Annotated in this window: 23 protein-coding genes and 1 tRNA gene; 17 read left to right on the forward strand and 7 right to left on the reverse strand. The window is 35.5% G+C overall.

Going from position 1 to position 19,916, the window contains the following annotated elements; all coding sequences use genetic code 11:
* Positions 1-116 precede the first annotated feature (116 nt).
* The 3 genes from ABIZ51_10175 to ABIZ51_10185 form a co-directional block, all read right to left on the reverse strand.
* Positions 117-359 carry a hypothetical protein gene (locus ABIZ51_10175; GenBank protein MEO7089146.1) on the reverse strand — a complete coding sequence of 81 codons (243 nt, stop codon included), beginning with the start codon at positions 357-359 and terminating at the stop codon, positions 117-119.
* A gap of 8 nt (positions 360-367) precedes the next feature.
* Entirely contained in the window at positions 368-1,405 is a 1,038-nt protein-coding gene (locus ABIZ51_10180) for a hypothetical protein (GenBank protein MEO7089147.1), read from the reverse strand.
* 99 nt (positions 1,406-1,504) lie between these two features.
* Positions 1,505-2,395: an LD-carboxypeptidase gene (locus tag ABIZ51_10185; protein ID MEO7089148.1), complete on the reverse strand. Its 891-nt coding sequence runs from the start codon at positions 2,393-2,395 to the stop codon at positions 1,505-1,507.
* Between the two features lie 106 nt (positions 2,396-2,501).
* Between ABIZ51_10185 and metG the strand changes: the two genes are divergently transcribed.
* Together metG and ABIZ51_10195 are read left to right on the forward strand one after the other, a co-directional pair.
* A complete protein-coding gene (gene metG / locus ABIZ51_10190) occupies positions 2,502-4,547 on the forward strand; it encodes a methionine--tRNA ligase (GenBank protein ID MEO7089149.1) in 2,046 nt (681 codons plus the stop codon).
* 24 nt (positions 4,548-4,571) lie between these two features.
* Positions 4,572-4,643: transfer RNA gene (locus ABIZ51_10195), tRNA-Arg, on the forward strand.
* Between the two features lie 85 nt (positions 4,644-4,728).
* Here ABIZ51_10195 and ABIZ51_10200 read toward each other — a convergent pair.
* Positions 4,729-5,265: a hypothetical protein gene (locus ABIZ51_10200; protein MEO7089150.1), complete on the reverse strand. Its 537-nt coding sequence runs from the start codon at positions 5,263-5,265 to the stop codon at positions 4,729-4,731.
* 197 nt (positions 5,266-5,462) lie between these two features.
* On the opposite strand from ABIZ51_10200, the gene ABIZ51_10205 reads away from it, so the two are divergent.
* The 4 genes from ABIZ51_10205 (at position 5,463) to rpsT (ending at position 9,411) form a co-directional block, all read left to right on the forward strand.
* A complete protein-coding gene (locus ABIZ51_10205; protein MEO7089151.1) occupies positions 5,463-5,987 on the forward strand; it encodes a 3-hydroxyanthranilate 3,4-dioxygenase in 525 nt (174 codons plus the stop codon).
* A 41-nt stretch (positions 5,988-6,028) separates the two neighbouring features.
* Positions 6,029-7,042, forward strand: coding sequence for an amidohydrolase family protein (locus ABIZ51_10210; protein MEO7089152.1), 1,014 nt, complete (start codon positions 6,029-6,031; stop codon positions 7,040-7,042).
* Positions 7,043-7,093: 51 nt separating this feature from the next.
* Positions 7,094-8,995, forward strand: a complete 1,902-nt coding sequence (locus ABIZ51_10215) for an amidophosphoribosyltransferase (GenBank protein MEO7089153.1) — start codon at positions 7,094-7,096, stop codon at positions 8,993-8,995.
* 161 nt (positions 8,996-9,156) lie between these two features.
* Entirely contained in the window at positions 9,157-9,411 is a 255-nt protein-coding gene (gene rpsT / locus ABIZ51_10220; protein MEO7089154.1) for a 30S ribosomal protein S20, read from the forward strand.
* Positions 9,412-9,491: 80 nt separating this feature from the next.
* Here rpsT and ABIZ51_10225 read toward each other — a convergent pair whose 3' ends face one another.
* Both ABIZ51_10225 and ABIZ51_10230 read right to left on the reverse strand, forming a co-directional pair.
* Positions 9,492-10,391, reverse strand: a complete 900-nt coding sequence (locus ABIZ51_10225; GenBank protein MEO7089155.1) for an EamA family transporter — start codon at positions 10,389-10,391, stop codon at positions 9,492-9,494.
* A 10-nt stretch (positions 10,392-10,401) separates the two neighbouring features.
* The gene (locus ABIZ51_10230; GenBank protein ID MEO7089156.1) at positions 10,402-11,091 is read right to left on the reverse strand and encodes a VIT1/CCC1 transporter family protein; all 690 of its coding nucleotides are present in this window, start codon (positions 11,089-11,091) and stop codon (positions 10,402-10,404) included.
* Between the two features lie 62 nt (positions 11,092-11,153).
* Between ABIZ51_10230 and ABIZ51_10235 the strand changes: the two genes are divergently transcribed.
* The 11 genes from ABIZ51_10235 to ABIZ51_10285 all read left to right on the forward strand — a co-directional run bounded on the left by ABIZ51_10235 (position 11,154) and on the right by ABIZ51_10285 (position 18,887).
* The gene (locus ABIZ51_10235; protein ID MEO7089157.1) at positions 11,154-12,287 is read left to right on the forward strand and encodes a cysteine desulfurase family protein; all 1,134 of its coding nucleotides are present in this window, start codon (positions 11,154-11,156) and stop codon (positions 12,285-12,287) included.
* A 105-nt stretch (positions 12,288-12,392) separates the two neighbouring features.
* Complete coding sequence (locus ABIZ51_10240; protein ID MEO7089158.1) at positions 12,393-12,665, forward strand: hypothetical protein; 273 nt, start codon at positions 12,393-12,395, stop codon at positions 12,663-12,665.
* A gap of 10 nt (positions 12,666-12,675) precedes the next feature.
* Complete coding sequence (locus ABIZ51_10245) at positions 12,676-13,602, forward strand: tryptophan 2,3-dioxygenase family protein (GenBank protein MEO7089159.1); 927 nt, start codon at positions 12,676-12,678, stop codon at positions 13,600-13,602.
* A gap of 2 nt (positions 13,603-13,604) precedes the next feature.
* Positions 13,605-13,904 carry a cupin domain-containing protein gene (locus tag ABIZ51_10250; GenBank protein MEO7089160.1) on the forward strand — a complete coding sequence of 100 codons (300 nt, stop codon included), beginning with the start codon at positions 13,605-13,607 and terminating at the stop codon, positions 13,902-13,904.
* Positions 13,905-13,914: 10 nt separating this feature from the next.
* Positions 13,915-14,643 carry an iron-sulfur cluster repair di-iron protein gene (ric, locus tag ABIZ51_10255; protein ID MEO7089161.1) on the forward strand — a complete coding sequence of 243 codons (729 nt, stop codon included), beginning with the start codon at positions 13,915-13,917 and terminating at the stop codon, positions 14,641-14,643.
* Positions 14,636-15,004 carry a group III truncated hemoglobin gene (locus tag ABIZ51_10260; protein ID MEO7089162.1) on the forward strand — a complete coding sequence of 123 codons (369 nt, stop codon included), beginning with the start codon at positions 14,636-14,638 and terminating at the stop codon, positions 15,002-15,004. The genes ric and ABIZ51_10260 overlap by 8 nt, the downstream gene beginning before the upstream one ends.
* 6 nt (positions 15,005-15,010) lie before the next feature.
* Complete coding sequence (locus ABIZ51_10265) at positions 15,011-15,517, forward strand: hemerythrin domain-containing protein (GenBank protein MEO7089163.1); 507 nt, start codon at positions 15,011-15,013, stop codon at positions 15,515-15,517.
* Positions 15,518-15,551: 34 nt separating this feature from the next.
* Positions 15,552-16,145, forward strand: a complete 594-nt coding sequence (locus ABIZ51_10270; protein ID MEO7089164.1) for a Crp/Fnr family transcriptional regulator — start codon at positions 15,552-15,554, stop codon at positions 16,143-16,145.
* A 214-nt stretch (positions 16,146-16,359) separates the two neighbouring features.
* Positions 16,360-17,637 carry an NAD(P)/FAD-dependent oxidoreductase gene (locus ABIZ51_10275; GenBank protein ID MEO7089165.1) on the forward strand — a complete coding sequence of 426 codons (1,278 nt, stop codon included), beginning with the start codon at positions 16,360-16,362 and terminating at the stop codon, positions 17,635-17,637.
* 45 nt (positions 17,638-17,682) lie between these two features.
* Positions 17,683-18,351, forward strand: coding sequence for a flavodoxin reductase (locus ABIZ51_10280; protein MEO7089166.1), 669 nt, complete (start codon positions 17,683-17,685; stop codon positions 18,349-18,351).
* Positions 18,352-18,359: 8 nt separating this feature from the next.
* Positions 18,360-18,887 (forward strand): DUF488 domain-containing protein, encoded by a 528-nt coding sequence (locus ABIZ51_10285; protein ID MEO7089167.1) that lies wholly within the window; start codon positions 18,360-18,362, stop codon positions 18,885-18,887.
* A gap of 98 nt (positions 18,888-18,985) precedes the next feature.
* On the opposite strand, the gene ABIZ51_10290 is transcribed toward ABIZ51_10285, so the two are convergent.
* Complete coding sequence (locus ABIZ51_10290) at positions 18,986-19,906, reverse strand: type IX secretion system membrane protein PorP/SprF (protein ID MEO7089168.1); 921 nt, start codon at positions 19,904-19,906, stop codon at positions 18,986-18,988.
* Positions 19,907-19,916 lie beyond the last annotated feature (10 nt).

A 19,916-nucleotide genomic window follows, 5' to 3' on the forward strand; every position in this document is an offset into this window, starting at 1 on the left:
GGCAAAAATACGAATTGTTATTATAGCTGATTTTATTTTTTGAAGAGAAAAGTCTGGCGCATAAAAAAGCCGCAATTAAAATTTAATTACGGCTTTTTCTATGACAGTTATAATTATTATTTATCGTCTCCTCTTCCTGTTGCAGCAATTTTGGGTATAACATTGTGCTTAGGAGGATTGTTGGTAGCCTCCTTGTCGGCAGTTTTCAATTCTTGCTTAGGAGCTAGAGTTTGCTTATCAGTTGCTACTGTTGTGCTTTTAGAGTTAGGAGCAATACTTGGCTTTTCTTGATTCTGTTGCGCAAAAGCACTAACTGAAAAAGCGAGAACGAAAAATGTTATACAAATAGCTTTCATCATTTTTATTTTTATTGGTTAAACACCGTAATTGTGCAATGCTCTTGGTCTGGAAAAGACACGTTATAAATAGCTACTCCAGGTGTTCCTGTTATGGCAACTGTTTCATACTGTAAGGTCATCGTGTTGTTCACTCCTGTGTTTACAGCAACTGTTTTACTGAAGGAGACACACCACTCTGTGATAGAAGCTCCTCCAAATGAATCATACACTCCTGCATTATCAGAAGTACCTCCCACGGACACACCATTAATTAAAATCCGAAAAGAAACCTGACTCATACTACCAGTATATGCCAAGCCAGAAGCAGTGATGGTTACATAAGTTGTTCCTTTTGTGGGAGTAAAATTAATCGTAGCTAAATTTGGAACGGTTGTCCAGGCGGTGGTCGTCATTAAATTATCCCCAGTTTGTGTAGCCGACAAAATAGTTGCAATTGCTCCCGTCGGACCTGTTGGTCCAGTAGCACCATTTGTTCCATTTGTTCCATTAGCACCATTTGTTCCATTTGTTCCATTAGTCCCGTTTGTTCCATTGGTACCAGCTGTTCCTGTCGCACCCGTCGCACCATTAGTTCCGTTTGTACCATTCGTACCAGCTGTTCCAGTCGCACCTGTTGGTCCAGCAGGTCCAGTAGCACCCGTCGCACCAGTAGGTCCTGTTGCGCCAGCAGTTCCAATACCTGTTGCACCAGTTGCGCCAGTTGCGCCTGGTGCACCCGCAGGACCTGTCGGTCCGACAGAACCTGAAGTGGCATTGCAAAGAGAAACCCATTTAGGAATAACTGCATTCCAATAAAAGAAACAAGCAGAATCAGTATCATATACCAACAAGGCATTTGCTGGTGTTACAATAGCCAAACGTTGAACTGCTGTCATTCTGGGAACAAGCATCCCTTGTGAAGAAGATTTTAATTCTAAAATAGAAGTAGGTGCCGGTGCACTTGTACCGATACCCACATTGTTTTGAGCGTTTATGTTTGTAGTGGAAAAACATCCTACAATAATTGCGAAAAACAAAACGATGTGATTAGTAATTATTTTTTTCATAAAGAGAGAAATTAAAGATTAATAAATCTTATTCTAAGAACACATAAAAATATACTGGTAACAAAGATATAACCTTTTTTGAATAAAAAAAATTTTTGTTTAAAAAAATAAATCTATTTTTTTCAAAACATTTAGCCGCACTTTTGTACCTAAAGGAAGAGTAAAATTTTTGGTAATATGTCCGGCAGGAAATCCAAAACAAATGGGATAATCGTATTCTTTTACTGTGTCAAAAATAATTTCTTCGGCAGTTTTTCCGAAAGGAATCAAATTGTCTTTCATGCCCGACATACCACCGACAATAAGTGCTGCAAGGTTTTTTAGTTTTCCGGAACGTTTTAAATTCAACATCATTCTGTCAATATGATAGAGATATTCATCCAAATCTTCAATAAATAAAATTTTATTTTCCGTATTGATATCTGACACACTTCCTGTTAAAGCATATAATAAAGAAAGGTTTCCGCCTGTTAAAATTCCTTCTGCATTTCCCATTCTGTTCAAAGGATGTGATTCAAAAGTATAAGAATTTTTTTCTCCAAATAATGATTTACGAAGCGTTTCGAGCGATTCTGCATCTTGCGAAAAATTAATCGGCATCGTAGCATGTAAAGTTTGACAATTAAAATTTGTATGAATGTGCGAATGCAAAACAGTTACATCGCTGTATCCAATTATCCATTTCGGATTTTTTTGAAACGATTTAAAATCAAGAGAATCAATAATGCGTAATGTTCCGTAACCGCCTCGCGCACAAATAATCGCTTTTACTGAAACATCGTTTAGCATTTCTTGAAAATCATTCGCACGCTCTTCATCTGTTCCAGAAAACTGGTTACAGATTCTAAAAATATTTTTTCCGAGTTTCACTTTTAAGCCCCACAATTCAAAAGTAGTTATGGCTAATTTTAATTCGCTTTCACTTATTTTTCGAGCAGGAGCAACAATGCCAATTGTATCGCCTTTTTGCAGATAGGAAGGATTTGTCATGCGTTTTGTATCAGTAACAAATTAGTATCTTTGGGCGCAATTTAGTAAAAAATTGGCGAGAAAATTTATCAAAATCAATTGATTTAATTCATATAACTGAATATTAATTTTGACTTTTAAAAGACATTTGGTTACTGCCGCTTTGCCTTACGCAAACGGACCTGTTCACATCGGGCATTTGGCGGGTTGTTATTTGCCAGCAGATATTTACGCACGTTATTTACGCTCAAATGGTGAAGACGTAAAATTTATTTGTGGCTCGGATGAACATGGCGTCCCTATTACTATTAAAGCAAAAAAGGAAGGAATTACTCCGCAACAAGTGGTAGATAAATACCATAAAATAATGGGCGATGCGTTTAAGGAATTTGGAATTTCCTTTGATATTTATTCGCGCACTTCTTCTAAAATTCATCACGAAACAGCAAGTGATTTTTTTAAAAATCTGTACGAAAAAAATATTTTTACAGAGGAAATTACCGAACAATATTTTGATGTTGCTGCAAATCAATTTTTGGCGGATAGATACATTGTAGGAACGTGTCCGAAATGCACCAATGAAAATGCTTATGGCGATCAATGCGAAAAATGTGGAACAGCTTTAAGTCCGATGGAATTGATAAATCCGCGTTCTACTTTATCCGGTGAAAAACCTGTTTTGAGAAAAACAAAAAATTGGTTTTTGCCATTGGATAAAATGCAACCTGAAATTGAAAAATACATTGAATCGCACAAAGACTGGAAAGCCAATGTTTACGGTCAATGTAAAAGTTGGCTTACGCAAGGTTTGCAACCGCGCGCAATGACGCGCGATTTAGATTGGGGTGTAAAAGTTCCGATTGAAGGTGCTGAAGGAAAAGTGCTGTACGTTTGGTTTGACGCACCAATCGGATATATTTCGGCTACGAAAGAATTACTCGGAGATAAAAAATGGGAGAAATATTGGAAAGACAAAGAAACCAAATTGGTTCATTTTATCGGAAAAGATAATATTGTTTTTCATTGCATTATTTTTCCTGCAATGTTGATGGCGCATGGAGAATATATACTTGCAGAAAATGTTCCGGCAAACGAATTTTTAAATTTGGAAGGCGATAAAATTTCCACTTCGCGCAATTGGGCAGTTTGGTTGCACGAATATTTAATTGATTTTAAAGACAAGCAAGATGTGCTTCGTTACACGCTTTGCGCGAATGCTCCTGAAACAAAAGACAACGATTTTACGTGGAAAGATTTTTTGGCGAAAAACAATAATGAGTTGGTTGCCATTCTCGGAAATTTTGTGAATCGGACATTGGTTTTAACGCATAAATATTACGAAGGCAAAGTTCCCGTGGTGGATGAATACACGAAGAATGATATTTTATTAAAACAAGAAATTACCAAATTTCCTGAAAAAATTTCGGTAAGTATTGAGCATTATCATTTTCGTGAAGCATTGGCAGAAGTGATGAATTTAGCACGTTTAGGAAATAAATATTTAGCCGATAACGAACCCTGGAATCTGATGAAAACAGATGAAAAAAGAGTACGTACGGTGATGAATTTATCTTTGCAAATAGCCGCAAATTTATCTGTTTTGATGGAACCTTTTTTACCTTTTTCTTCCAAAAAATTGGCGAACATGTTGAATCTAAATCAAGATTTAAAATGGAACGATGCTTCGCGAACCGATTTACTTTTGGCTGGACATAAAATCAACGAAGCTTCTTTGTTGTATGAGAAAATGGACGAGAGCGTGATTGAAGTGCAAATTCAAAAATTAGCCGATACAAAAAAGATGAACCAATCACTTAAAGTTGCTGAAATAACACCAGCAAAATCGAATATTAATTACGATGATTTTAGTAAAATGGATATTCGTACCGGAACTATTTTGGAAGCCGAACGCGTTCCGAAAACAGATAAGTTATTAAAACTTTTAATTGATACAGGCATTGACAAAAGAACTGTTGTGTCAGGAATAGCCGCGTTTTATGAACCTGAAAAAATTATCGGTCAACAAGTAAGTATTTTAGTGAATCTAGATCCGAGAAAAATAAAAGGAATTGAAAGTCAGGGCATGATTTTAATGGCAGAGAACAGCAAAGGAGAATTGAGTTTTATCGCACCTACAAAACCGACGATCGAAAACGGAAGCATCGTAAAATAATTTTTTCGAATCAAAAATATTATTGGCATCGTAGTTCAATGGATAGAATAGAAGTTTCCTAAACTTTTGATGTGGGTTCGATTCCCGCCGGAGCCACTACTTTATAATATAATTAGTTTGTTAATCAAATATTTATAGATGTTTTTTATTTATTGTGGGACAGTTTAACGCTATTTGCCCCTTAATTGTGTTCAAATAATTTTACGTTACTCATTTTTGCTAATAATCTTCTGATATACCCCCATATTATCAAGTATTTTTTAGTTTGAAAAAAATGGTTTATTAATTCAAGTGTAATAAATCCAACCAATATCGCTATTCCGCTTTGTAGCCATTCTGGAATTTCATTGACAGTAATTTTTTTTCGTCCCATTAATCCAAAAAGATTTCCAAGCCCTCTTTTTTCTAAAACACGGTGAGAAAACATAGCTGTTACCCACATTCCAACAATAAAACCAATAAGGTTACCAAGTGTCTGCGTGAGTATAAAGGCTTTAATTTTCTGTTTAGTGAACCGCCCAAAAAATGTTAGTGACGTATTCTGCTTAATGGATTGTTCTATACTATTTTCATCATCCCACAATTGTTTTACTTTATAAAAAAACACGTAGTTCTTTTCATCCTTATTTAACCATTCGGAGAATATTTCTTTCTCCTCATCAGAGCCTCCTCCGCTCAAATGTTTTAAAAGCATTCTCCATATTTTCTGTTCTTGCATAAATAATTATTTTAATATCCTTTAATGATTTTTTTTTAAGCTACAAACGTAATTCTATTTGTTCACCTTCGAAAAATTATTTTTTTGAAGCCTCTTTTATGACATAAATTACTGCCTCAAAAAATTATTTTTTTGAAGACGATTATTTTTCACGTAATTTTATCTCGAGAAGTAAAAAAAATCTTAAAAATAAAACCATGAGCATTCGCAGACCTTTCAATTTTAAAAAATGGATTGATGAAAATCGTCACCTTTTAAAACCTCCTGTAGGTAATAAAGTGGTGTATGAAGATACCGAGTTTATCGTGATGGTTGTGGGCGGACCGAATTCTCGAAAAGATTATCATTGGAATGAAAGTGAAGAATTTTTTTATCAATTGGAAGGCGATATTTTAGTGAAAATTCAGGAAGATGGAAAAGCCATTGATGTTCCAATTCATGAAGGAGATATTTTTTTATTACCTCCTAAAACACCTCACAACCCTTGTCGCGGTGCCAATACCATTGGCTTAGTAATGGAACGCAAACGCAAAGATTTTGAAAAAGATGGACTGCTTTGGTTCTGCGAAAAATGCAATCATAAATTATATGAAAAATATTTTTCGCTCACAAATATCATGACGCAATTTCAAGAAACTTTCCAAGAATTTTACGCCAGCAAAGACCATCGCACGTGTAAAAACTGCTGCCACGTAATGGAACCGCCTCCTGTCATAAAATAAAAATAGAATTTTAGGGCTTCAAAAAATAATTTTTCGAACGTATGTTAAGTATTGATATTCACACGCACATTTTGCCGGAACACATTCCGAATTGGAAAAAAAAATTCGGCTACGGCGGTTTTATCCATTTAGATCATCACAAACCTTGCTGCGCAAGGATGATGAGAGACGATCATTTTTTTAGAGAAGTAGAAGACAATTGTTGGAGCGCCGAAAAACGAATGCAAGAATGCGATCATCATCACGTAAATGTGCAGGTTTTATCAACCGTTCCGGTGATGTTTAGTTATTGGGCAAAAGCATCGGATTGTTTGGAATTAGCTCAATTTTTAAACGATCACATTGCCAGAATTGTACAACGTTATCCAAAACGCTTTATCGGTTTAGGAACCTTGCCCTTGCAAGCGCCCGACTTAGCAATAATAGAATTGGAACGTTGTAAAAAAATAGGATTGGCAGGCATTCAAATAGGCTCGCACGTAAGCGAATGGAACTTAAATGCACCCGAATTATTTCCTGTTTTTCAAGCTTGCGAAGAATTGGGAATGTCCATATTTGTGCATCCTTGGGAAATGATGGGACAAGAAAAAATGCAACGTTATTGGCTACCTTGGCTGGTTGGAATGCCCGCTGAAACTTCGCTCGCCATTTGCTCTATGATATTTGGCGGCGTGTTTGAACGTTTACCGAAATTGCGCGTTGCTTTTGCACACGGTGGCGGCTCGTTTCCTTCCACTATTGGTCGCATTGAACACGGTTTTAATTGTCGTCCCGATTTGGTAGCCATTGATAACAACGTAAATCCGAAAAAATATTTAAAACATTTTTGGTTGGATAGTTTGGTGCACGATGCCAAAGCACTCGATTTTATTGTAGATTTAATGGGCTCCAATCGAATTGCGCTTGGCAGCGATTATCCCTTTCCTTTGGGCGAAAATAATCCAGGAAATTTAATTCATTCCATGCCTTACGACGATTCCAAAAAAGCCCAACTTTTGCACGGTTCAGCCCTTGAATGGCTGGATTTGTCGAAAGAGCGTTTTATTGGTTCTTAGAATGAAAATAATAATCGTAAATTTGTGAGGCAATCTTTTTTGCACAAGCAAATGAGCGATTCTATAAAACACGAGTGCGGTATAGCACTTATCAGGCTTCGAAAGCCACTTTCCCACTATCAGGAAAAATACGGAACTCCTTTATATGGCATCAATAAATTGTATTTGTTGATGGAGAAACAGCACAATCGTGGACAAGATGGCGCGGGCGTTGCTAATATTAAATTGAATGTAAAACCCGGAACCCGCTATATTAGCCGTTATCGCTCTACTTCTTCCAAAGCTATTCAAGAAATATTTGAAAAAATAAATTCCAAATTTGCGGAAATTCAGAAAAATAAACCAGAAAAATTAAACGATTCCGATTGGTTAAAACGCAATGTAGCTTTCTCTGGAGAATTATTTTTGGGACATCTCCGTTACGGAACGTATGGCGGAAATAGCATTGAAAATTGTCATCCGTTTTTACGTCAAAACAATTGGATGACACGCAATTTGGTGGTAGCTGGAAATTTTAATTTGACCAATGTTGATGACCTTTTTGAGGAGTTGATAGCTCTTGGACAACATCCAAAATTAAAAAGAGACACCGTTACGGTGATGGAGAAAATTGGTCATTTTTTAGATGTGGAAAATGAAAAATTATTTCACGAATTCAAAAAAGAAGGATACGATAATGTTGATATTTCTAAGTTAATCGCGGAACAATTAAATATCCAAAAAATATTAAAAGATGCCAGTAAAAGATGGGATGGTGGTTATACTATCGCCGGGTTGTTAGGACACGGGGATGCTTTTGTAATGCGCGATCCACTTGGTATTCGTCCGGCTTTTTATTATGTAGATGATGAAATTGCAGTGGTGGCTTCTGAACGTCCCGCTTTGCAAACTGCTTTTAATATTGGTATTGATAAAATTCACGAAATAAAACCCGGACATGCCTTAATTATAAAGAAGAATGGAGAGGTTTCAGAAAAAGAAATCAATCCTTCACCTGAGAAAAAAAGTTGTTCGTTTGAACGCATTTATTTTTCTCGTGGCAACGATACTGATATTTACAAAGAGCGCAAAGAATTAGGCAAATTACTTTGTCCGCCTGTTTTAAAAGCGATTGATTACGATTTAGAAAATACCGTTTTTTCATTTATTCCAAATACCGCAGAAATAGCGTTTATGGGATTAGTAGAGGGAATGACACATTATTTGGATGGCGTAAAAAAACACGAAATTCTGAAAATGGGAAGTGCAGTTGCCGATCCGAAATTATCTGAAATTTTAGCGATGCGACCGAGAGTTGAAAAAATTACGTTGAAAGATGCGAAGCTGAGAACCTTTATTACCAATGATAACAATCGCGACGATATGGTGGCGCACGTTTACGATACTACTTATGGCGTTATCCGGAGAGGCATTGATAACTTAGTAGTGCTGGACGATTCCATTGTGCGCGGAACAACATTAAAGCAAAGTATTTTGCGAATTTTAGATCGTTTAGGACCAAAAAAGATTATTGTGGTTTCGTCTGCTCCGCAAATTCGTTATCCAGATTGTTATGGAATAGATATGGCTAAACTATCTGATTTCATTGCTTTTCAGGCGGCTGTTGAATTATTGAAAGATAATTTCAAGGAAAATTTATTAGACGAAGTATATGAAAAAGCGAAAGCACAAGACGAGCTTCCGAAAGAAAAAATTGTGAATGTGGTGAAAGAAATTTATGAGCCATTTACGGCAGCACAGATTTCTAAAAAAATAGGCAGTTTATTAAAAATAGAGAATATAAATGCCGAAGTAGAAATTATTTATCAATCGGTGGAAGGCTTGCACAATGCTTGTCCGGAACATACTGGCGACTGGTATTTTACCGGAAACTATCCAACTCCCGGAGGAAACAAAGTGGTAAATCGTTCCTTTATTAATTTTATGGAAGGTAAAAATGTCCGCGCTTATTGATGAATATGGGAGCTTTGAAAAAATATTTTTCGAAGCACTTCCAATGAATTGTAAAGCGCCATGGCTCATTTCTATTTGTAACTACTCGGAAATATTTTTGAAAAATCTATTTGAGTCAAAAAAAGTAGTATCTTCGCGCGGATAATATAAAAAGAGAAATAATGGCAAATCACAAATCCAGTATCAAGAGAATTCGTTCCAACGACGCAAAACGCACTAAAAATAGGTATCAAGTAAAAACGGCGCGTACCGTTATCAAAACATTAAAAACGGGAACCGACAAAAAAGCGGCAACTGAAACTTTACCTAAAGTAGTAGGTATGATTGATAAATTGGCAAAGAAAAACATCATCCATAAAAACAAAGCTGCTAATTTAAAATCAAAACTCACAAAACACGTGAATGCAATGAAATAAGCAATTTACGGTTAAAATTTATAAAAAGCCTCGATTTTAGCGAGGTTTTTTTATGAAAATAATTATCGGTTTTTTAAGCTTCAAAAAATTAATTTTTCAGACTGCCTTTTCTTTCTTTTTAAAATCGCATTTACCACGATAATTGATAAAATAAAAAGTGCGCCGAGGTAAAATCCAATCGTCATGTGCTCGCTTTCTCCAAAAATAAAATACGCTAAAATAATGCTGTAAACAGGTTCGAGATTCACGCTCAAAACTACGGTAAACGGGCTAATTTCTTTCATTACTTGTACGCTAATAATAAATGTAAAAGCCGTACAAATACTGCCTAAGACCAATAAATAAATACTGTCTCTCATTGAAATTTGAAAAAACGAAGCAGTAAAATGCTGCGTCGCTAAAAAGTAAATACTTAATCCTAAAAATCCGCCCAACATTTCGTAGAAAGAAATCAATACAGGATCGTGTTTTTGTTGCATTAATTTTCCGTTTAAAACGGGGAAGAATGATGCGAAAAAAGCAGATGTAATTCCGTAATACATACAAGTTGAGTATCCTTTTTGAAGATTAAAAATGAGAAAAATCCCAACGATTACAAGCAACCCAAAAATCATCTCGTAAAAAATAATTTTTCGTTTGTAAATAATCGGCTCAATCAGCGAAGTGAAAAAAGTAGAACACGATAAGCAAACCACTGCTACGGAAACGTTTCCAGCTTTTATGGAAGCATAAAAAAACAACCAATGCAAGGCGATAATTAATCCAATTCCGAAATAGGTAAATAATTTTTTTGTGGAAATTTTAGTTGAAAGGCGTACTGTTTTTAAATAGAAAAAAATAAACACGACACCAATCAACATCCTGTACCATACTAAAGCAGAGGAAGGCAGCGTAATTAATTTTCCGAGAATTCCAGTAAATCCCCAAATAAAAATGGTGATGTGAAGTAAAAAATAATTTTTGTAAGCGCCTTTAAACAAGAGGAAATAATTAGGAAATAGAAAATAAATGTGCAATCAAAAAAGCGGCAGAAGCGGCAACAATGCCAATTACAGTGGTTTTCAAGGCGCCTTTTAAAGGTGATTGTTCAGTGAGTTTACTTTTCATATAACCAAAAGTGAGTAAACAAATCAATGTAATCCCTGATGAAACCAACAATCCGACGGAAGGCGTTTTGGTAAAAACATATCCCAGCAAGGGAATTGAGCCGCCAATAATATAGGCAACGCCAATGTTTAAGGCGCTTTTTTTCGCACGTTCTCTGTCGGGTCTTTCCAAACCTAGTTCGTAACGCATCATAAAATCAACCCATTTGTGTTCGTTTTTTGCCAACTCATCCACAATAATATGCTGCGATTGTTCCGACAAACCGTACTCCGCAAAAATTTCACGCACTTCCTTTTTTTCGGTTTCGTAAAATTCTTTTATCTCGATGTATTCTCGTTTTAATTCGGAATCGTAATGCTCAATTTCTGTTTGTCCTGCCAAATAACCACCCAATCCCATAGCAATGGAACCTGCACAAATTTCAGCAATTCCAGCTGTAATGATTATTGAATTTTGATGAACGGCACCGCTCAAACCTGCAGCCAAAGCGAAAGGAACAGTTAGTCCATCCGACATTCCGATGACAATATCTCGTACTAAATTCGATTGTTTGAAATGTTTTTCGTGGTGCATCTGTGCGAAAAATAATTTTTTATTCCCACCAAAAATAGACAATTTTGTAGAAATAAATTACCGTGAAAGATTTTATTTACCTCGATTATAATTCCACTACTCCCGTTGATAAACGCGTGTTGGAAACAATGTTACCTTATTTTTCCGAAAAATTCGGCAATGCCGCCAGTAACTCACATGCTTTCGGCTGGATTGCCAACGAAGCGGTTGAATCAGCTCGAAAAAAAATTTCTCAACTTATTAACTGTTCCGCACAAGAAATTATTTTTACTTCGGGAGCTACGGAAGCGATAAACCTTGCTATCAAGGGCGTTTTCGAAGCGTATCAAAAAAAAGGAAATCACATTATTACCGTTACAACGGAACACAAAGCCGTTTTAGACACGTGTAAAAATGTAGAAAAGCGAGGCGCACGAATTACGTATTTATCGGTGGATAAAAATGGAATGATTGATTTAGATGAATTGAAAAAAAATATTTCTGACAAAACTATTTTAGTTGCAGTAATGCTTGCAAACAATGAAACAGGTGTCATTCATCCGATAAATAAAATAGCAGAAATAGTTCACGAAAAAGGAAGTTTATTGCTATGCGATGCCACGCAAGCTGTCGGAAAAATTCCGATGGATGTACAAAACGATGGAATTGATTTGATGTGTTTATCGGCACATAAATTTTACGGACCAAAAGGAATTGGCGCTTTGTTTGTGCGCAGAAAAAATCCCCGCGTTTCGCTTATTCCTCAAATGGATGGCGGTGGACATGAACGCGGATTACGCTCAGGAACTTTAAATGTCCCAGCAATTGTAGGACTCGGGAAAGCTTGTGAAATAGCACAAAACGAAATGAAAATGGATACTGAAAAAATTATTTTTTTACGCGACTATTTAGAAGAAAATATTTTGGGTATGGGAAATTTTTCTGTAAACTGCAATATCAATAACCGTTTGCCAAATGTGAGCAATATTTGTTTTAGCGGATTTAAAGCCGATGAACTAATTTCGAAAATAAAAACCATTGCGTTAGCAACCGGTTCTGCCTGCAGCTCCGCTATTGCCGAACCTTCGCACGTTTTAAAAGCAATGCACTTGAGCGATGAAGATGCTTACGCTTCCATTCGTTTCAGCTTAGGAAAATACACCACAAAAGAAGAAATTGATCTCGTAATAAATGCTTTTGAAAAAATATTTTTTTGAAAGAGTTTTTTTGTTTCTCGAGAAATAATTTTTCATTTATGATTTCAGTCATAAAATAATTTTCATAGCAGCAGTAATTTTGATTAACCAATAAAAATTACTACCATGAAAATCCTTGATTTTACGGAGCAAGATCTCCAAACCAATCACTTCGGAATTATTTCATTTACGCTCATTGTTCAAAGTTGCATTGGCTCTATCGCTTGCGCGATGTTGTTGGCTGCACATTTATCTACTTTCTGGCTAACTACTTGCATATTCGCAACAATGGGTGCGGACGTTTCGGTTATTTCGCAAGCTCCCACCAAATGGGTTATTCGTGCTTTTGTGGCATGCGTTTTAATTAATCTATTGATTATGCTGCTCTGCGTTATTTAAAATAAAAATTATGGAACCAAATAATATTATTGAAGCAATCGAAGAAAAATACAAAAATTTGGGTGAAAATCCAGATACGTATTTGAAAGGGTTATTACACGCAAAGCCTATTAATTATTGGGATTATATAGGTGTCGAAACTTTATTATCCTTACAGAAACCTAGAACCAATTTTAAGGACGAAGAAATTTTTATAATGTATCATCAAGTTACGGAATTGCTTCTTAAATTAGTGTTGCACGAGGTGAAACAAATTTCGGGTGATAACAATCCTTCTGAAGAAATAATGATTTCCAAACTCGATCGCATCAATCGTTATACATCCATGTTAATGACATCGTTCGACATTATGAAACACGGAATGGATTACGATGATTACAATACTTTTCGCTTAACATTAGCTCCCGCAAGCGGCTTTCAGAGCGCACAATTCAGACACATCGAATTATACAGCACACGCTTAGAAAATTTGGTGAACGAAGCAGGTAAAAAACGTTTGTCTACACAATCGAGTATCGAAGAATATTTTGAAAATATTTATTGGAAAGATGCTGGATTGAACCGAACAACCGGAAAAAAGACACTCACACTTCGACAATTTGAAGAAAAATATTTAAAAACTTTTATCGCCTTAGCGCAAGATTTAAAAGGAAAAACAATTGAAGACAAAGTGTTGCAGTTTGAAAATCCATCCGAAAAATTAATAGAGAAATTACGAAGTTTTGATCACATTTATAATGTTGAATGGCCTATTGTTCATTTAGAAACTGCTCGCTTTTTCTTAGATAAAAAAGGGGAGAATAAAGCCGCAACAGGCGGATCAGAATGGAAAAAATATTTACATCCACAGTTCCAACAACGTAAATTTTTCCCACGCATTTGGACAGATACAGAAATAAAAAAATGGGGAGAAGAAACGATTTTAAAAACTATTTAATCATGGAAACATTAACAAAACCTGAAGTTGTATTGCTTAAAACAGGAAACAACTTTAAAGTATTAGAAGTAAAAGGAATTGCAGGAATGGAAATGCCGGAACATCACACCACCAATGAAGCAACACTACTTATTACGGAAGGTAGTGCCGTTTTAAAAATGGATGGAAAAGATATTTTACTCCAAAAGGATGAAGTATTTTTTGTTCCTGCAAATAAAAAACACAGCCTGCTAATAAAAACAAAATTTAAAGCAAGAGTAGTGATGGCGAAAGATTGCGCTATTGAATTTAGTAAATTTTAAAACAGAAATCATGAAAACAATAACCGAAGAGACAATTGCCGAAATGGTAAGAGAAGATTATCGCACAGCGAAAATTTTCAAAAAATACAACATTGATTTTTGTTGCAAAGGAAATATTTCCTTAGAAGCGATTTGCTTAGAAAAGAATATAGATACTGAAAAAATTCGAGCTGAATTAACGGCTCTGCAAAAATCGAAACAGAATAGAGACATTGATTATAACTCTTGGCATTTAGATTTATTGGCAAATTATATCGAGAAAAAACACCATCGGTATGTGGAAGAAACCACTCCTACACTAAAATCTTTTTTAGATAAAATTTGCTCGGTGCACGGAAATAAACATCCAGAACTTTTCCAGATCAATAAACTATTTCATGAATCTGCCGGAGAGTTTGCGGTACACATGAAAAAAGAAGAATTAATTATTTTTCCGTTTATCCGAAAAATGGTAGCCGCAGAAACTGCAAAAAAAGGAATGGAGAAACCAAGTTTCGGCAGCATCGAAGATCCGATTGAAATGATGAAACACGATCATGTTGTAGAAGGCGAACGCTTCGAGAAAATTGCTGCTTTAAGTAATAATTACACGCCACCTGCGGATGCTTGCAACACCTACAAAGTAACCTTCGCCTTGCTCAAAGAATTTGAAGAAGATTTGCATTTGCATGTCCATTTAGAAAATAATATTTTATTTCCAAAAGCAATCGAACTCGAAAAAAAATTCGATCATGGATAAGTCTGATATAAAGGCAATTGACGACGTGCATTTGTTGGTTCATTCTTTTTACAACAAAGTGAGAAAAGATATCCTTTTATCACCTATTTTTGATGCAGTAATAAAAACAGAAGATTGGGATTTTCATCTTTCGAAAATGTGTGAATTTTGGAATAGCATATTATTAAACACACGCAGTTTTAGAGGCGATCCGGCAGGTAAGCATTTGCCACTACCAATAAATGCACAACATTTTTCGAGGTGGCTCTTTTTATTTTCTGAAACTGTTGACGAATTATTTTCGGGTGAAACAGCCGAAATGGCAAAAAGTAGAGCTTTCGGAATTGGTAATGTAATGCAAGCGATGAAGGGAATTCAATAACATAAAATGGAAGCAACTAAAAAACCGATTCAGAGACACAATTCACTCAAATCAATCAGCAGAGAACATCACGAGGGTTTGCTTTTGTGTTGGAAAATAAGAACAGGATTCAGAAATACGATTGCCATTAAACGAATAAAGAATTATTGCGATTGGTTTTTCGAACATCAGTTATCGCCACATTTTAAAATCGAAGAAAAATATCTTTTCCCCATTTTAGGAAGGGAGAATGAACTGGTGAAAAAGGCACTTTCCGAACATCGAAGATTAAAACGATTATTCGAAAACACTACTGATTTGGAAAAATCTTTGAATCACATTGAAGAGGAATTAGAAGCGCACATTCGTTTTGAGAAACGTATTTTATTTAATGAAATACAAAATTCCGCTACAAAAGAAGAATTGAAAAATGCAGAACAGCAACATCTCGAATTGAATCTAAATCAAGAAAAATTAAAGGATTGGGGCGATGTGTTTTGGGAACACTCAAAAACCTCTGCTACTACTTTTTAAAATCAGATGTAAAAAATTATTTTTTTGATACACAATGATTCCGGAGAAAATACTCATCGAATTTGGTGCGCAGGAAAAAAAATTTTCGAAAGGAAAATTTATTTTTTCAGAAGAAAGTGAAGTACTTTTCTTTTATCAAATAAAAACAGGAATCGTTAAGATGTCAAATTTTAGTGAGGATGGGAAGGAATTTGTGCAAGGCGTTTTTAAAGACGGAGAAAGTTTTGGTGAACCTCCATTGTTCGATGAATTTCCATATCCGGCAAATGCTATTTCAGAAGCAGAAACTATTTTATTCCGACTTCCGAAAGATTTTTTTTTCGAATTACTAAAAAATAATTTCGACATTCATCTTAAATTTACCAAAACACTTGCTTCGCGAATTTCTTACAAAGCAATGCAGATGAAGGAATTTGCCAACTTCAAACCGGAACATCATATTTTAACATTAATTGATTATTTCAAAAAGAAAAATAATTTTTCTGGAGACGGAAAATATCAATTGACACTTACGCGACAAGAAATTGCATATCTTACTGGCTTGCGTGTGGAAACGGTTATTCGCACCATCAAGCATTTAGAAAGAATCGGCGAATTGGAAATCCGAAAAGGAAAAGTTTTCCGTTAGAAAAATTATTTTTTGAAAATCAATTCGTAAAGTAAGTGTGAATGATATAAAAAACTTAACAAATTATGTAACACCAAATGCTGCTGCGCCACTCATCTTTGCATAAAATATCAAACATAAAAAAAGTAGTTACACTAGCGCTTGCAGGAGTAGTATTATTACCGACTTCCTGTGGAGTAGAAGTAGAGAACGGACAGACTTACCACCTTATACAATGAAAATAAAGAAGAAAATAATAGTTGTAGGTGGCGGATTTGCAGGAATCCAATTGGTCAGAAAGTTAGACGAAAATCTTTTTGATGTTCTTTTGATTGATAAAATAAATCACCATCAATTCCAACCTTTATTTTATCAAGTTGCCACTTCTCAACTTGAGCCATCAAGCATTTCATTCCCGCTTAGAAATATTTTTAAGAACAAGAAAAATGTTCAGATTCGTTTAGCTGAAGTTCAAAGTGTTGATGAGAAAAACAATAAAATAACTACCTCTATTGGCGATTTTACGTATGATTATTTGGTGATGGCAATAGGTTGTACCACCAACTTTTTTGGCAATCAAAATATATCGGATAACGCACTAACACTCAAATCTACTTACGATGCGATAACTGTTAGAAATCATATTTTGCTGACTTTTGAAAAAATAATTTCTGCGACTGAAGAAGAAAAAGTTGCTCTATTAAATCTCGTAATAGTTGGTGCCGGACCCACAGGCGTTGAGCTTTCAGGCGCATTTGCAGAAATAAAAAATAATATTTTACCGAAAGATTATCCGAGAATTAATTTTTCAAAATTCAAGATTTTACTGATTGAAGGAAGTAAAAATACCTTGAATAATATGAGTGATCAATCGAAAATAGATTCTAAAAATTACTTGAAACAATTAGGAGTTGAAATAATTACAGAGACTTTTGTGAAGGATTACGATGGCACTGTTTTAATATTAAATAATGGCGAAAAGATTAAAACAAAAACAGTCATCTGGACAGCAGGAGTTACGGGAAATAAAATAAGCGGATTTCAGGAAAATATATTTGCTAACGGAAACAGATTTAAAGTAAATCGGATAAATAAAATTTCTGGAAGTGAAACTATTTTTGCCATTGGAGACATCGCATTTATGGAAACGCCTCTTTATCTCAAAGGTCATCCGCAAGTGGCGAACGTTGCTATCAACCAAGCAAAAATACTGGCGAAAAATTTAAAATTTATAGAACTAAATAAACCAACTATTGATTTTGAATACAAAGACCTCGGATCAATGGCTACAATTGGCAGAAACAAAGCAGTTGTTGATTTACATTTGCTTCATTTTAAAGGTTATTTCGCTTGGTTGGTTTGGATGTTTCTTCATTTGATGTTGATTTTAAGCGTGAAAAATAAACTCATTATATTTATCAATTGGGCTTGGGCTTATGTTACAAAAGACAGTTCTTTACGTTTGATTCTTTATCAAAATAAAAGAACGAATTACAAAAAGGGCGGAGATTAAGAATTTCCTCACAAAATAAAAAATAAAAACTATAAAAATAAAATTATGGAAAAGCAAATTGTAAAAATCCACTCGATAGAAAAAATTACCCGCGATGTGGTAAAAATTATAACCGATAAACCTGCAGGATATAAATTTAATCCGGGACAAGCAACAGAAATTGCCATTAACAAAAATGGTTGGGAAGAAGAAAAAAGACCCTTTACTTTTACCTGTTTGCCCGAGGATGATTACCTCGAATTTGTCATCAAAACATATCCTTCGCACAAAGGTGTTACCAATGAATTGTTGCGACTAAAAAAGGGCGATGAGTTAATTATAGGTGAAGTATTTGGAGCAATTTCATACAAAGGAGAAGGTGTGTTTATAGCAGGTGGCGCAGGAATTACGCCTTTCATTTCTATTTTCAAATATCTTAAACAGAAGAAAGAAATCGGAAATAATAAACTCGTATTCGCAAATAAAACCAAAGCTGATATTATACTTGAAAAAGAGTTTACGAATTTATTAGGTGATGCGTTTATCAATATTTTATCTGATGAAAAAACAACGAATCATCATCACGGAATGATTACTGAAAATTTTCTTAAATCAATTATTACCGATTTTCATCAGCAATTTTATATTTGCGGACCTCCTCCAATGATGGATGCAGTGCTAAAACAATTAAAAAATTTGGGCGTTGGCGAAAACGCAATGACGGTGGAAATATAAGAAACAAAATGGCGAAGACTGAAAATAAAACAATCTGGACAATCGGTCATTCCACACATAGTTTCGAGGAGTTTGTTGCTATGTTGCACGTCTTTGAAATAGATTTGCTTGTAGATATCCGAAGCTTTCCGGGTTCAAGACGTTATCCGCATTTTAATAAAGAAGCATTAGAAATTTCGTTACCGGAAAATAAAATTCAATACGTCCATTTGAAAGACCTTGGCGGTAGAAGGAAAGTGAATCCCAATTCAATTAACACAGCTTGGCGATTGGCTTCTTTCAGAGGCTACGCGGATTATATGGAAACCGATAATTTTAAAAAAGCGATATGCGATTTGGAGGAAATGGCTTTAAAACAACGCACTGCTTATATGTGTTCCGAAGCTGTTTGGTGGAGATGTCATCGCTCACTTGTTTCCGATTTCTTGAAACTTCGCGGCTGGACAGTACTACATATAATGAGCGCCACAAAGGAAATGGAACATCCTTACACTTCTCCTGCAAAAATTGTGGAGGGCGAGTTGCAGTACAATTGAATCATTAAAATAATTACAGCTCACGCTTTCGCGGATGGGCAGTATATTTGACGAGATTTCAACTCTCGATTGCGTGTGCAGAAAGTATTTCCTAAAATTTATTGAACTTGCGCTTGGCTTCCGTTTCGAGTACGTGTGGCGAATTTAATACCAATCATTAGTTCGTAGGTTCCACTGCTGTATTTGCGGATATCAGTAGTAGTAAAATCGTACGCGAAGCCGAACATCAAATTCTTTTTAACAGTATATCCAATCATCGCCGAAATAGCATCCATGGTACGGTAATCAGCACCTATCCACATTTGGTCTTGATAAATAAGTCGCAAACCTGCATCCACTTGTACGGGAGCCGGATACACATATTTCACCATCGTGGTGGGTTGTAAATCAAAGTTATCTGATAATTTAATTTTATAGCCTGCTGTGGCATAGTAATGAGTAGCAAGGTCGCTAAGCGGGGTGTTGGTATTATCGAAAAACTTTAATTTGTCTTGCAACAACTGTGGTGCAGACACACCCAAGTAAAAACGGTCGGAGTATAAGTACATACCAAAGGCAAAGTCAGGTACTAATGTGGACTGCAATTGATCGCTTAACACTAAATCACCTGGATCACGCAATGTTATTTTAGAACCATCAATGGCAAATTGTTGTAGCCCTGCAGATAACCCAAAAGACAATCGTAAATTTTCTGATAATCGGATATGATAGGCATAACTGGCTTCAAAACCTGTTCTTCGGGTAGGACCTGTATTATCGGTATAGAGGTATCCTCCTAATCCCATGTTTTTCCCTCTCCAAGGTCCGTTCACACTAAGCGTATATGTTCGGGGCGCATCTGTAATGCCTTCCCATTGGTATCTATTATTAGAAGCTGCTTCGTAATAAGGCAATGTTCCTGCTACTGCAGGATTTAGTACAAAATCATTCATCATGTACTGACTAAACATAGGTAGCTGCTGAGCTTGTACTTTCACAAAGCCAATTACTAATACGAGCAATACGATACGTTTTTTCATCTTCTTATTT

It is taken from the genome of Bacteroidia bacterium, from assembly GCA_039924845.1.
Lineage (GTDB): Bacteria > Bacteroidota > Bacteroidia > DATLTG01 > DATLTG01 > DATLTG01.

What these genes read in the sequence shown, in the direction of transcription:
- ABIZ51_10175 (MEO7089146.1), bottom strand. Translation starts at nt 359, where the DNA reads ATGATGAAAGCTATTTGTATAACATTTTTCGTTCTCGCTTTTTCAGTT.
- ABIZ51_10180 (MEO7089147.1), bottom strand. Translation starts at nt 1,405, where the DNA reads ATGAAAAAAATAATTACTAATCACATCGTTTTGTTTTTCGCAATTATT.
- ABIZ51_10185 (MEO7089148.1), bottom strand. Translation starts at nt 2,395, where the DNA reads ATGACAAATCCTTCCTATCTGCAAAAAGGCGATACAATTGGCATTGTT.
- ABIZ51_10200 (MEO7089150.1), bottom strand. Translation starts at nt 5,265, where the DNA reads ATGCAAGAACAGAAAATATGGAGAATGCTTTTAAAACATTTGAGCGGA.
- ABIZ51_10205 (MEO7089151.1), top strand. Translation starts at nt 5,463, where the DNA reads ATGAGCATTCGCAGACCTTTCAATTTTAAAAAATGGATTGATGAAAAT.
- ABIZ51_10210 (MEO7089152.1), top strand. Translation starts at nt 6,029, where the DNA reads ATGTTAAGTATTGATATTCACACGCACATTTTGCCGGAACACATTCCG.
- ABIZ51_10215 (MEO7089153.1), top strand. Translation starts at nt 7,094, where the DNA reads ATGAGCGATTCTATAAAACACGAGTGCGGTATAGCACTTATCAGGCTT.
- rpsT (MEO7089154.1), top strand. Translation starts at nt 9,157, where the DNA reads ATGGCAAATCACAAATCCAGTATCAAGAGAATTCGTTCCAACGACGCA.
- ABIZ51_10230 (MEO7089156.1), bottom strand. Translation starts at nt 11,091, where the DNA reads ATGCACCACGAAAAACATTTCAAACAATCGAATTTAGTACGAGATATT.
- ABIZ51_10240 (MEO7089158.1), top strand. Translation starts at nt 12,393, where the DNA reads ATGAAAATCCTTGATTTTACGGAGCAAGATCTCCAAACCAATCACTTC.
- ABIZ51_10245 (MEO7089159.1), top strand. Translation starts at nt 12,676, where the DNA reads ATGGAACCAAATAATATTATTGAAGCAATCGAAGAAAAATACAAAAAT.
- ABIZ51_10250 (MEO7089160.1), top strand. Translation starts at nt 13,605, where the DNA reads ATGGAAACATTAACAAAACCTGAAGTTGTATTGCTTAAAACAGGAAAC.
- ric (MEO7089161.1), top strand. Translation starts at nt 13,915, where the DNA reads ATGAAAACAATAACCGAAGAGACAATTGCCGAAATGGTAAGAGAAGAT.
- ABIZ51_10260 (MEO7089162.1), top strand. Translation starts at nt 14,636, where the DNA reads ATGGATAAGTCTGATATAAAGGCAATTGACGACGTGCATTTGTTGGTT.
- ABIZ51_10265 (MEO7089163.1), top strand. Translation starts at nt 15,011, where the DNA reads ATGGAAGCAACTAAAAAACCGATTCAGAGACACAATTCACTCAAATCA.
- ABIZ51_10270 (MEO7089164.1), top strand. Translation starts at nt 15,552, where the DNA reads ATGATTCCGGAGAAAATACTCATCGAATTTGGTGCGCAGGAAAAAAAA.
- ABIZ51_10275 (MEO7089165.1), top strand. Translation starts at nt 16,360, where the DNA reads ATGAAAATAAAGAAGAAAATAATAGTTGTAGGTGGCGGATTTGCAGGA.
- ABIZ51_10280 (MEO7089166.1), top strand. Translation starts at nt 17,683, where the DNA reads ATGGAAAAGCAAATTGTAAAAATCCACTCGATAGAAAAAATTACCCGC.
- ABIZ51_10285 (MEO7089167.1), top strand. Translation starts at nt 18,360, where the DNA reads ATGGCGAAGACTGAAAATAAAACAATCTGGACAATCGGTCATTCCACA.
- ABIZ51_10290 (MEO7089168.1), bottom strand. Translation starts at nt 19,906, where the DNA reads ATGAAAAAACGTATCGTATTGCTCGTATTAGTAATTGGCTTTGTGAAA.